A 12689-nucleotide genomic window follows, 5' to 3' on the forward strand; every position below is an offset into this window, starting at 1 on the left:
CAACAGCATCCCGCCATGCTGATCGACTTCGCGCCTTCCCCGGCGCGCACGCGCGAAACCCGCGCGCTCCCCTACGCCGTCGCCGCGATCGCGTTCGCCGGGTACGCCGCCTGGTCGCTGCAGCGGCTCCGGACGTTCGACGCGAGCGGGTTCGACCTGGGGATCTTCGAGCAGGCGGTGCGGTCCTACGCGCACGGGCACTGGCCGGTGTCGGACCTGCTCGGCCCCGGCGCGCCGGCGCTCGGCGACCACTTCCACCCGATCCTCGCGCTGCTGGCCCCGTTCTACCTGCTGTGGCCGTCACCGGGGTGCTTGCTGGTCGCGCAGGCGCTGCTGTTCGCGGTGTCGGCCGTGCCGGTGACGCGGTGCGCGGTCGAGGTGCTCGGCCACCGCCGTGGGGTGGTCGTGGGCGCGGGGTACGTGCTGTCGTGGGGCCTGCTGTCCGCGGTGAACTTCGACTTCCACGAGGTCTGCTTCGCCGTCCCGATGCTGGCGTTCACCGCCGAGCACCTGCTGCGCGAGCGGTGGCGGGCCGCGGTCTGGTGCGCGCTGCCGCTGGTGCTGGTCAAGGAGGACCTGCCGCTGACGCTCGCGGCCGTCGGCGTGGTGCTGGTGCTCAACCGGCAGCGGCGGCTCGGCTGGACGGTCGTCGCGTTCGGCGTCGTCACGTCCGCGGCGCTGTTCCTCGTGGTGCTGCCGGCGCTGAACCCGGCGGGCGCATACGCGCACAACGGCGGCTTCGACCCGTTCGGCGGCGCGATCGTCAAGGTCTCGATGCTGCTGGCCCTGCCGGCGCCCACGGCGTTCGCGGCGCTGCGGTCGCCGCTGCTCCTGCTGGCGGTGCCGACCCTGGCGTGGCGGCTGGTGTCGGCGAACGACCGGTACTGGGGCATGGGCTACCACTACAGCGCGGTGCTGATGCCGATCGTGTTCCTCGCGGGCCTGCACGGCGCCCGGCGCGTCGCCCGGCTGCTGCCCGTGTGCGCGCTGGTCGCCGGACTGGCGTCGCTGGCGCTTCAGGCGGCGCACCTGACCGGCGGCGTCTGGACCCCGGCGCAGCGCGCGGGCATCGACGCGGTCCTGGCCCGGATCCCGGACGGCGCGACCGTGCTGGCGTCCAACCGGCTGGCCCCGCGGCTGACGTCCCGCCGGACGGTGCTGTTCTTCGACGGCGTGACGGCGTCACGGCCGGAGTGGGTGGTGGTGGCCGAGCCGGAGCAGTCGTGGCCGACCACGCTGGCGACGAAGGCCGCGGCGCTGGCGGAGCTGGAAGGCACGGGGTACCGGCGCGTCGACGGGACGGACTCCGTCGTGCTGCTCCACCGTGAGTAGGGAACTCGCAGCGGTAACCGGCCAGTCGGGGGGCGTGCCGGCCGGTTACCGCCGCAGTGAGGAAGAGGGGGCCGCACGCCAGGAATGACGCACGGCCTCAGGCATCACCCGATCGAGTGAAGAGCACCCCAATGTGGCGTTGGTTGCGTCCAGCGCACCCAATGTGGCGTTCGGTGCGTCTGACGCACCGAACGCCACATTGGGGCGCTTGGCCGGGGAGGTCAGGCCGGGTCGGCCAGGATGCCGTTCACGTACGAGCCCGGGTGGGTCGCCGCGTCCTGGCGGAGGACCGGGAGGTCGGGCGGCCAGGCCGCGGACAGCGGCCGCGTCGAGCCCGGCGGGATCGTGTTCAGCTTCGCCGGCGTCCAGGTCGGCTCGCCGGCCGCCGGCTTCACCACCGTGATCGTCGCCGAGGCCGTCGTCCCCGCGGTGACCTCGTTGTACTTCACGCCGTTGTCGACGCGCGGCAGGTGGTACACCGGGCCGAACGTCGGCTCGTCCGGGCCGACCAGGTCGACACCCGGGACGCCGTACAGGCCGCACGTGTGGTCCGTCGTGTTCCGGTACGTCAGCGGGATGTCGTACTGGCCCGGCGCGTCGTTCTTCTCCGCCGGCTTGCCGAGCAGGACCTCCAGGTCGGCCGTGGTGCACCGCGGGGTCGCGGTCGACGCCGCCGCCACACCACCCCCCGCCGGAGCCGCCGCCGCGCCGTTCGCGGAACCCGCCGCGGGCGCGGGTGCCGGAGCCTGGGCGGCCGGGGCCGCCGTGGACGTGCCGCACGCCGCCAGCACGAAGGCCCCCACCGCCGTGCCGATCCCCATCAAGATGCGCTTCATCGGAAATCCCCTCCCGTGGTTCAGCTGCTGACCGGCGTGACCTGGACGGTGTCGCCCTTCACCGGCGCCCCCGCCGGCCAGGCGACGCTCACCGGCTGGCCGTACGGCCCGGTCGGCAGGTCGAACGTGACGAAGTCGGCGGCCGACGGCGCCGCGGCCGAGCGCTGCACGATCCGGGACACCGCCGGGTGCCCGTCGCGCAGGTTCACCGGGACCGCCTCGGCCGCGTCCGTCGTTACCGCGATCGGCAGCCGCTGCCCGCCGGCGAGGAAACCCACCGCCGTCGGCGCGCCTTCGAGCTTGCAGTTCGTGGTCGGCGACGCCGCCGTGTAGGTGAGCACGTAAGCCTCGTGCCCGGCCGCGTTCGACGGGTCCGGGGCCACGGTCACGTGGACGTCCGAGGCGCCGCACGGGTGGTCGCTCGGCATGGCGTTCGCCGCCCCGCCTGCCACCAGCAGCCCACCGGCCGCCAGACCCCCGACGATCAGCGCGGTACCAGCTCGCTTCATGGTCATCCTCCCTTGTTCCGTGATCGACTGGACTCACCGGGAGAGATGCCCAGCCGCCCCTCGGGGATGCGCCGGGATGCGATCGATCACCGGAAAGCAACCTTCAAGATCGCGGAACGTCGGTAAGGGAGTCAGTCAGCTGCGACCGAAGCAGACGAACGGCATCAGCGGTTCCGCCGTGGCCGCGTCCGCCAGCGCCCGCGCCGGCGGCGTCCCGGCCGCCAGCGCGCGGTGGAACGCCAGCATCACCCCGCCCGCGGTCCGGTCGTCGACCCGCGCCACGCTCGAGACCACCGTGCGGCTGCCGCCGTAGAGCAGCGCCGCCGTGAAGCCGAGGACCTCGTCGCCCGCGCGGACCACGGTCTGGCCGACGTCGCACGAAGACAGCACCACCTGCTCCGGCGCCGTCGCGAGCTGCTGGACGTCGTAGGCCATCAGCGGCCCGTCGGCCAGGTTGAGCCGGGAGAACAGCACGTTCTCCTGTTCGTGGTGGCCGTGCGCGGCGAAGTGGGCCAGCCGGCAGCCGTCGAACGCCTTGAGCGTCGCCGCGACCGTCGCGTCCGGGCCGGTCAGCACCTCGGCCTCCGGGTACAACGGCGCCAGCGACGAGATCTCGGTTTCCGCGTGGGTCAGGTCCGAGCCCGCGACCAGCAGCGGCGCCCCGCCCGCGCGGCGGGGGCGGCGGCCCGCGTCGAGCCAGGCCGACGACGACGGCGTGACCGTCACCGGGCGGCCGCGCAACGTCGGCAGCAGCCCCCACGGGATCGCCGACAGCGCACCGGTCGGCACGACGACGACGTCGAGGTCGCCCAGCCGGGCCGACAGCGGCGCCAGCAGGATCGCGTCCAGCGCGGTGACCTGCGTCCGCACCGACCGGCGGATGACCTGGTCCAGCTGCGGCGGGAGCTGGCGCCCGCACAACGCGTCGAGGTCGCTGTGCAGCCGCGCGACCGGTTCGGCGACGGCCGACGCCGGGCCGAGCTCGATCAGCGCCACCCGGTGGTTCGCGATCACCTGCGCGCACAACGCGCCGTGGTCGGCGAGGAAGCAGACCATCGCGCTGCCGCTGCCGGCCAGCTCGTCGCCGATCTCGCGCAGCTTCGCCTCGGGGTGGTCCTCGTCGGTGCCCTCGGCCTGCCAGCCCTTGGCGCGGATTTCCCGTTCCAGCGCGGCGCAGCGCTTCGCGGCCTGAGCGTCCGGTTTCCCGGACAGCTCGCCGGCGCGGATCTGCATCGAGAGGTACCGCAGTTCGGCGACGGCGTCGACGGTCTCGGGGTGCGCGGGCGGGCGCACCGGCCGGAACCGGAACGCCTGCGCGCGCGAGCGGTCGAGCCACCGGAACACCACCCCAGGCGAACGCTGGGCGAGCGCGGCGGCGAGACCGGCGTCGGCGAGTTCCTTGCCCAGCGACGTCGTCGCGGTCTGCAGGTCGACGCTGCCGAACCGGCTGCGGTGCCGCTGCAGCTGGGCGAGCCCGGCCCGCGCGTTCGCGAACGTCAGGCGCCGGTGGCCGGTCGCCGCGCCGAGTTCGGCCAGCGCGAGCCGCCGCACCAGCCGGTTTTCCAGCGGCGCGGCCCGGCGGTCGCGCGGGGCGATGCCGGCGCGGGCACCGTCGAGGTCGCCGAGCGCGATCCGCGCCCGCGCGGCCAGCAGCGCCGCGATTTCGGCGTCGTTGCGCAGGCCCAGACCGGTGAGCCGACCGGCCAGCGCGGTCGCTTCCGCGGCGACGCGGGCGATCCGCCGTCCGGCCGCGAAGTCCGCGCGCAACGCGGTCAGCTGCGCGACCGCGGCCCAGGTTTCGTTGCCCCGGCGGCGAAACCGCCGTTCCGCGCGGCCGGCCCAGCTGCGCGCGGTGGCCGGGTCACCGCTCGCGAGCGCGGCCAGCGCGCGGGTGAGTTCGGCTTCGGCGTGTTCCTGGTTCATCCGCAGCCGCGGGAACTGCTCCAGCGCGGCGTCCAGTTCCGCGGCGGCTTCGTGCGGCACCCCGGCGGCGAGCAGCGCCCGCGCCTTGTCGACGGCCAGCACGGGCAGCATCCCGACGCTCTGCTCGGCGTAGAACCCGCTCGCCGCGTCGAAGTCGCGCAGCGCGCCCGGGATGTCACCGGTCAGCACCCGCGCCTGCCCGCGACCGTGTGCGGCTTTCGCGAAGATCCTGGCCAGGCCTTCTTCTTCGGGCTGCCCGGCGCCGATCTGCTCGCACTGGTCGAGGTCGGCGAGCGCGAGCCGCACGCGGCCGGCGTACTGGTGCAGCATCGCGCGGTTGAGCAGCGTCCGGGCCAGCACGACGAATTCGCCGGCCTGCCGCAGCAGCGGGATCGCCTCGTCGAAGCACGTGAGGGCCTCGTCCATCCGTCCGATGAGGATGAACACCAGACCGCGTTGCTGCCGCAGGATCCCGCGCCCGGCGTCGGAGACGAGGGCGTCGGCCTCGTCGAGCAGAGCGAGCCCGCGAGTGCTGTTGCCCAGCGCGGTTTCGACGGCCGCGTAGGTGCCGAGCACGCGCGTGGCGAGGTCGGGCCAGGCCGGCCACCCGGGCGGCGGCGCGGCCGCGGGCAGCCCCAGAAGCCGTGCGGCAGAACGGATCAGGCGCCCGCCGACCACGGGCTGGCCGTTGTTGGTCGCCGCGACCGCACGCCGATGCAGGTCGCGCACCCGGTCTTCCGCCCTCGGCGACGCGACCACAGGCTGCCCTCCCGGCCGGAGCCGTCCCCCTCGGCCGAGAAGGACGTCCCGGATCGTACCTCCGGGCCCGTGCGGTCCGGGAGTTCTCGCGGGAAGGGCAGATTTTCACGTCACAGCGCGATATCCGGGGCGCGGATGACATGAACGAGACGGTCACGACGTCGGGCGCGGTGAGCGACCCGTTCATGACTTCGGCGGGCGGCGCGGGCGGCGTCGCGAATGAGTCATTCGCGACCACCACGGTCCCGAATGAGTCATTCGCGACCTCCCACCGCCCGAGCTCAGAGTTCGATGGCCGGGGTGCTCACCGTCCTCGACCTGCCGAGCGTGCGCACCAGCACCTGCACCATCCCGTGCGCCACTCCGCTCACCGCGAAGCGCCCCTCGGCGTCCGACGTGGTCGTCAAGGGGCCGTTCGCCGTGCGGACCTCGATCGGGTGCTCGGCGGGCGGTGTCAGCCACCCGTCCAAGCGGATCGTGCCCGCCGCTTCGGGACTCACGTTCACCATGATCGTGAGGCTCTCGCTGTCGAAAGTGATGAGCCGTCCCTGCTCGGCGGCGCTTCGCGCGACGGCGAGGCCCTCCTGCTCGCGGATGCGCATCACTTCCAGGTCGACGTCCTCCAGCGCGATGGCGAAGCGGATCTGCTCCACCAGCGTGGCGGGCATCGGGTCGGCGTCTTCCCACAGCTCGCGCACGCCGGCGAGGAGCCGGAAGTCGAGCTCGTCCAACGGCTCGTTCGCGCCTGGTGGTTCGACGGTGGTCACAGCCAATCTCCTTCGCCGTTGGCGAGTAGCTGCTCGCGCAGGCGCGCGAGGCAACGTCCCCTGGTCGGGCCGATACTCCCCCTCGGCATTCCCAGCCGGGCGCCCACTTCGGCGTAGTCCGGCCGGTGCACGAACGCCACGATCCGCAGCAGGCTGCGGCAGCGTTCGGGCAGGTTGTCGACCGCGCGCCAAAGCCGCACGCGCTGGTCTTCGCGCAGCACCCCCTCCTCGGGTGCCGGTGACGCTTCGGCAAGCCGCTCCGGGAGCTCCGGCAGCGGCCGCTCGACCTGGCGCTTTTCCCCAGTCCGCCAGGCCTCCCGCTTGGTCACGGTGATCAGCCAGCCGGTCAGCGCGACCGGCGAGCGGATCTCCGCGAACGAACCGAGCAGGCGCAGCCACGCCGTTTGCACGACGTCACCCGCCTGATCGGCGTCCAGCCCCTGATCGCGCGCCACCTGCCAGAGCAGCGGCGTGAGCAGGGAAACCAGTTCGTTCAGCGCCGCGCGGTCGCCCTGCCGCGCGGCGTCGAACAGTGCCGCTACCTTGCTGTGGTCGGTTTTGGCCACGTTCACAGCGAACCCAGCGCGGACCAGGCCCGCTTGACGACCGTTTCGCGGTCGACCGTGGCGAGGTCCCCGGCGTTCTGCAGCAGGGCCTTGCCGATCTCGGCGGCGGCGAGCGGCGCGGCGAACGACGTGCCGTCCCAGACCGCGAAACCGGCGCTGTAGTCGTCCGGGTCGAACGAGTTGCGGCCGTGGTCGGGCACCTGGTGGTCGGCGGCCGCCGTGCCGCGGACGTCGGTCGGGTAGGTGCTGACCACGCCGGCGCCGGTCGCCCAGCAGCGCACCCACGGTCCTTCGTTGGAGAACAGCGCCTTGCTCGTGGTGACGTCGGGGTTGAGCGCGCCCACGCTGATCACCTGGGGGCCGCAGCCGGAGCCGAGCGGCTGGTCGGCGAACGCCGCCGGGTAGAAGCGGCGGGTCGTGGCGTCGTTGCCCGCGGCCGCGACGACCAGCACGCCGAGGCCGAGCAGCTCGGCGATGACCGTGCCGAACTGACCGGTGAACACGACGTCCGCCGGGTCCTCGACGTAGTAGCCCATCGAGATCGAGACGATGTCGACCAGGTCCTGCGGCCGGTTGTTCGCCTGCGCGTTCCGGACGCGGTCGGCGAGCAGGTGCAGCGCGAGCAGCACGTCGCCCTCGTACGCGACGCCGTCGCTGTGCACGACGCGGATCGCGAGCGTGTCGGCTTCGGGGCAGGCCTGCCGGATGATGCCGGCGATGAACAGGCCGTGCCCGGTGTCGGTGTCGATGTCGCCGATCAGCGGCTGGCCGGTCGTCGGCGCGTCCCAGTAGTCGCTGAGCAGCTGCGTCGGCACGGTGGTCCCGGAGTCGATCTCGGCCTGCAGGATCGCCGCCTGGATGTCCGGTGCGACGGCGAGCCCGGAGCCGGGGGCGGGCGGGCCGGAGCGGTCGGCGAGCCCGAACCACGGGTGCGGCCCGATGCCGGTGTCGAGCACGGCGATCACCGGCCGCCGGTGTGCGGGCTTGCGGCTGCGGTACGGCGGTTCGGCGGCCAGCGTCACCGGGATCCGGTTGGCGCCGTGGGTGCGGCCGTACGAGCTGCCCGCGCCGAACCCGCTGGTCTCCCACGGCGTGCCGCCGAGACCGCTGGTCTCCCACGGGACCCCGCCGAACACCGGCGACGTGAAGAGCAGGTGCTCGACGGACATCTCCTTGACGATCTCCGGGTCGAGCTCGGGCTTCTCGCCCGAAGCGGCGGCCCGCAGCAGCTGCAGCGCCTTCCAGCAGTCGACGACGACCGGGTCGGAGTCGTCGCGGACCCGCAGCAGCGCGCGGACGGGTACGTCGGCGAGCTCCCGGACGCGGGCGTACTCCTGGCTGTCGCCGCCGCGGTCGGCCGGCGTCGCGTAGATGCCGATGCGCGCGAGCACGCGGTTGATCGCGGCCAGGGTTTCGGGGTTGCGCAGGTACCGGTTGGGCAGGAGGAACGTGCCCGGGCGGTACACCGTCGTGCGCGGCACCGGCTGCCCGGCGGCGACGACCGCGGTCGCCGGGTCCAGCACGCGTGCGCCGTGCCGGTCGAGCAACTGCCTCGGCGGGGTCGGGAGCTCGTTCAACGTGCTCGCGTCCTCCGCCGCCACTTCCGCGCTCTCGTCCCGGACGAACTTGACGACCATCGGGTCCACCCTCCGCCATTGATCACTGATGGCACCCGGGAAAGACCCGTGGGCCGCCACTGGAATACGACACGGACGTCTCGAATGGGTAACGACGGCGGCAAACGGGTGAAGACGTATCTGGCGCGACCGGCTCACCCACTTGGCCCTCCGGAAGTCACGGATCCATGCGGGGAGATCACCATGGTTGGGCTCCGGTCGAGCACGCGGGAGGCGACCCGGCCGGCACCGGTCCGGGGGCAGGGCGGGACGTTCGCCCCGGACCCGGCCACCGGCGGCGGGCGGTTCGCGGTGCCGCTCGACCTGCCACCCGGTCCCGGGGGCAGCGCGCCGGCGTTGGCGCTGCGCTACACGACCGGCGCGCCCAACGGCCCATTCGGCGGCGGGTTCGCGCTGCCGCTGCCGCACGTCCGGAAGACCGACGGGCACGCGCGGTCCGGGACGGCGGGCCGGCTCACCCGCCACGGCGACGGCTACGTCCTGACCACCCGCTCGGGCACCCGGCACTTCCTCGGCCCCGCCGACGGCGACGGCTGGTACCTCGACCGGACCGAGGACGCGCTGGGCGCGACGGCGACGTTCGGCTGGGCGCACCACAGCGGCCAGGCGTACCTCGCCCGCGTCGCCTACGGACCGTACGAAGTGGACTTCGCGTACGAGCCGCGGCCGGACGTGCTGCGCTGGGGCCGCGGCGGCACCCTCGTCACGACGGCGTTGCGGTGCGCGCGGATCGACCTGCGGGTGCCCGCCGACCCGCGGCCGCTCGTCCGGCGGTGGACCCTCGGCTACGACCCCGACGACGTCACCGGCGCTTCCCTGCTGACGTCGGTGGCGCTCACCGCGTTCGACGCGCGCGGGGCCGAAGCCGCCGCTCCGGTGCTGCGGCTGGCCTACACCCAGGTGGAAACCCCGGTGGCGCGACGGGTCCAGCTCGCCGCCAGGGCTCGGTCCGGCGGCGGCGTTTCGCTGCTCGACGCCGACGACACCGTGCCGTACTTCGCCTTCGAAGACCTCCCCCGCGCCGGGCGGCTGAGCGGGATCGACAACGGCATCGGGCTGCGCACGGAGATCGAGTACACGACCGTCGAGGCGGTCCCCGTGGTGCGGCGCGTCTCCCGCCGCGAAACGGCCACCGGCCACCTGGGCGTGACCGAGTTCGAGTACCACGACAGCCGGTCGCCGGGCTTCGGCCGCGTCGTCCAGGACGAACTCGGCGACGCGCACGCGCCCACGCTGCGGACCGTGCGCTGGTTCGGCGACGACGGGCGGCTGACCAAGGAGGAGACCTACGGCCTCGACGACTCGCCCGAGCGGGACCGGCCGTACCGCCGGGTGGTGCACCTGCGCCGTCCACAGTGGACCCGTTCGGTGGTGAGCGAGTTCGACCGGCGGCCGGACCCGGTCTCGGTGACCACGACGGAGACGGAGCTCGACGCCGCCGGGAACCCCGTCCGGGAGGTGGCGACGACCGAGCGGCCCGGCCGCGCGCCCGTCGTGCGCGAAACCCGCACGACGTACGCGACCGACCCCGACGGCCGGTTCGCGGCGCTGCCCGCGCGGATCCGCGCGGTGGACGGCAGCGGGAAGGTGCTCTCCGACCGGCTGTTCCGCTACGACGAATGTCCCGACGGCCGGGCCGGCGCGCACGGGCTGTGCACCGCGCGGGAGGAGCTGGTGCTCACCGACGCGCTCGTCGCCGAGGGCTACGGCCCGGTCCCGCCGGACCTGCGGTATCACGGCTACCACCGCCGTCCCGGCGAGGACGGCTGGTGGATCACGACGTTCCACGGGCGGCTCGACACCGTCACGGGGTTGCGCACCACCACGACCGACCCGCTCGGGCACACCACCGAGGTGCGGTACTCGGCCGACCGCTGCTTCCCCGAGGTGGCCACGGACCCGCTCGGGAACGTGACGATCACGCGCCACGACGTCCGGACCACGCGGGTGCGCGAGCTGATCGACCCGGCGGGCGCGGTGACCACGGTGACCCACGACCCGCTGGGCCGCCCCGAAACCGTCGTCCGGCCGGGCGATTCGGCGGAGCTGCCGACGATCCGGTACCGCTACGACCTCACCGGCCCGGTCCGGGTCACGACCGAGCAGCGCGCGGTGTCCGGCGAGGCGGAAGTGCTGCTGACGACCGAGGTGCGCGACGGTGACGGCCGGCTGCTGGAGCGGCGGCACGCCGAGCTGCTCGGCGACGTCGTCGACGAGCGCCACGAGTACTGCGCACGCGGCTTCGTGCGCGGCACGAGCCGGGCGTTCCGCGACGGCGACCGCCCGCCCCCGCCGGAGGAGTTCCACCACGACGCCCTCGGCCGGCCCCTCTCCGCTGTCCGTGAGGGGCACCCTGATGGACGTGAAGGTGGCCTTCACGACCTGCTCGGGAGGGAGCTGCGGGGCGAGGACGGGGTCGTGGTGGTGCGGGACGCGGCCGGTAATCCGGTGGAGACGCGGACGCCGGACGGGCACACGGTGTACCGGGTCCACGACGCCGTCGGCCGGCCGGCGGCGGTGCTGGTCGACGACCCGCACGGCACCCCCGTCACGACGTTCACCCACCACGACGGCGGGCTCCCGGTGCCGCAGGGCGCCGGGCCGCACAGCTGCGGCAGGCTGGTGCGGGTCGCCGACGAATCGGGCGTGACGCTGTTCGGCTACGACGCGCTCGGCAACCCGGCCGAGAAGCGCTGGCGGCCGGCGCACGTCGCCGTCGAGTACCGCCTGGACGTGGCGCGCCGCGCCGACGGGCGGCCGGCGAAGGTGGTCTACCCGGACGCCGGCGACGGGCGGCTGACGGTCCACCACCAGTACGACGAGGTCGGCAGGCTGGTGAGCGTGCCCGGCTTCGTCGACGCGGTGCACTACGACCTGCGCGGTCACCGCACGGCGGTCCACTACGCGAACGGCGTCACCGAGGCGTGGACCGGCGGCCGCCACGTCGTCACCGGCCCGGGCGGCGGCTGGACCCGCGAACTCGGCGCGGCCCCGGCCCCGGAACCGTTGTGCGGCACCGAAATCCGCGACGCGTTCGACCGCCTTCGCGGCGTCCACGGCGACGACGGCGTCAACGCGCTCTACGGCTACGACCACACCGGCCGCCGGGTCCGCACCCTGATCACGGACGGCACGCGCATCCACGAGGTCCTGACGCCGGACGAGCTGTACGCCATCGAGGACGGCGAGCTGGTGGCCGTGGTGGCGGGCGCGGTCCGCCGCCACGCCGACAGCAGGCAGCGGTACCTGCACTTCGACGGCGAGGCCGGGGTGGCCCTGGTGACCGACGAGACCGGCGCGGTGGTCACGGAAACGCCGTGAACGACTCGTTCACGGCCTCCGGCGTTCCGGTTCCGGAAGCGCCCCAATGTGGCGTTCGGTGCGTCCAGCGCACCCAATGTGGCGTTCGGTGCGTCCAACGCACCCAATGCCACATTGGGGCGCTTCCGGGTCAGTCGAGGACGGACAGGTCCAGGCGGTCGAGGCGCTCGGGGTCGGCCAGGATGTCGATCTCCACGATCCGCCCGCCGGTCACCGTGAAGCCGAGCACCGAGAACGGCCGGCCGTCGCGGGTCGCCACCACGCCGGCCGCGCCGTTGACCAGGGCTCGGTGGACCACGCCGCCGCCTGCGCCGAGGCGGGAGAACGTCAGTGCCTGGTTCGCCACCGCCGCCGCACCGCGGACCTCGTCCGAGCCGCCGTGCGCCGCGCCGCGGTCCGCGCGCAGCACGACGTCGGGGTCCAGGACCGAGACCAGGGCGTCGAAGTCACCGCCGCGGGCGGCCGACAGGAAGGCATCGACCACTTCGCGCTGGCGCGCCAGGTCCGGGTCCGGTGCCACCGGCGCGCCCTGCACCCGCCGCCGGGCGCGGCTGGCGAGCTGCCTGGTCGCCGCTTCGGAGCGGCCGACGATCGGGGCGATCTCCTCGAACGGCAGCGCGAACATGTCCCGCAGCACGAACGCCAGCCGCTCGCCCGGGGTGAGCGTGTCGAGGACGACCAGCAGTGCCAGGCCGACCGAATCCGCCAGCAGCGCCTCGTGCTCGGGGCCGTCGTCGTCGCGGCTGACGATCGGGTCCGGCACCAGCGCGTCCCACGACTCCTCGCGCCGAGCCTTCCGCGACCGCAGCATGTCGAGGCAGACCCGGCCGACGACCGTCGTCAGCCAGCCGCCCAGGTTCTCGACGGCGGCGCTGTCGCTCCGGCTCAACCGCAGCCAGGACTCCTGGACGGCGTCCTCGGCCTCGCTCAGCGAGCCCAGCATCCGGTAGGCGACGGCCCGCAGGTGGTCGCGGTGGGTCTCGAAGCTCCGGGCCAGCAGATCGTCGTTCACGGGGTGGTCCTTTCGCGTGCGTCACCA

General features: G+C 74.0%; 9 protein-coding genes. 2 read left to right on the plus strand and 7 right to left on the minus strand.

From position 1 onward, the window contains the following. Positions 1 to 15: 15 nt before the first annotated feature. Positions 16 to 1332, plus strand: a complete 1317-nt coding sequence (locus AB5J73_RS08315) for a DUF2079 domain-containing protein (protein ID WP_370969125.1) — start codon at positions 16 to 18, stop codon at positions 1330 to 1332. A 221-nt stretch (positions 1333 to 1553) separates the two neighbouring features. On the opposite strand, the gene AB5J73_RS08320 is transcribed toward AB5J73_RS08315, so the two are convergent. From AB5J73_RS08320 to AB5J73_RS08345, 6 genes are all read right to left on the minus strand, one after another. Further along, entirely contained in the window at positions 1554 to 2168 is a 615-nt protein-coding gene (locus tag AB5J73_RS08320; RefSeq protein WP_370969126.1) for a DUF4232 domain-containing protein, read from the minus strand. Positions 2169 to 2188: 20 nt separating this feature from the next. Further along, complete coding sequence (locus tag AB5J73_RS08325) at positions 2189 to 2677, minus strand: DUF4232 domain-containing protein (protein WP_370969127.1); 489 nt, start codon at positions 2675 to 2677, stop codon at positions 2189 to 2191. 135 nt (positions 2678 to 2812) lie between these two features. Next, a complete protein-coding gene (locus AB5J73_RS08330; protein WP_370969128.1) occupies positions 2813 to 5329 on the minus strand; it encodes a CHAT domain-containing protein in 2517 nt (838 codons plus the stop codon). A 311-nt stretch (positions 5330 to 5640) separates the two neighbouring features. Further along, positions 5641 to 6126 (minus strand): hypothetical protein, encoded by a 486-nt coding sequence (locus AB5J73_RS08335; RefSeq protein WP_370969129.1) that lies wholly within the window; start codon positions 6124 to 6126, stop codon positions 5641 to 5643. After that, complete coding sequence (locus tag AB5J73_RS08340; RefSeq protein ID WP_370969130.1) at positions 6123 to 6698, minus strand: RNA polymerase sigma factor; 576 nt, start codon at positions 6696 to 6698, stop codon at positions 6123 to 6125. The genes AB5J73_RS08335 and AB5J73_RS08340 overlap by 4 nt, the downstream gene beginning before the upstream one ends. After that, on the minus strand, positions 6695 to 8329 hold the full coding sequence (locus AB5J73_RS08345) for a S8 family serine peptidase (RefSeq protein ID WP_370969131.1): 1635 nt from the start codon (positions 8327 to 8329) through the stop codon (positions 6695 to 6697). The genes AB5J73_RS08340 and AB5J73_RS08345 overlap by 4 nt, the downstream gene beginning before the upstream one ends. 183 nt (positions 8330 to 8512) lie before the next feature. On the opposite strand from AB5J73_RS08345, the gene AB5J73_RS08350 reads away from it, so the two are divergent. Then, positions 8513 to 11650, plus strand: a complete 3138-nt coding sequence (locus tag AB5J73_RS08350) for a SpvB/TcaC N-terminal domain-containing protein (protein WP_370969132.1) — start codon at positions 8513 to 8515, stop codon at positions 11648 to 11650. A gap of 130 nt (positions 11651 to 11780) precedes the next feature. Here AB5J73_RS08350 and AB5J73_RS08355 read toward each other — a convergent pair whose 3' ends face one another. After that, on the minus strand, positions 11781 to 12662 hold the full coding sequence (locus tag AB5J73_RS08355) for a sigma-70 family RNA polymerase sigma factor (protein ID WP_370969133.1): 882 nt from the start codon (positions 12660 to 12662) through the stop codon (positions 11781 to 11783). Positions 12663 to 12689 lie beyond the last annotated feature (27 nt).

Origin of the sequence: Amycolatopsis sp. cg9 (assembly GCF_041346945.1) — a bacterium.
Taxonomy (GTDB): Bacteria; Actinomycetota; Actinomycetes; order Mycobacteriales; family Pseudonocardiaceae; genus Amycolatopsis.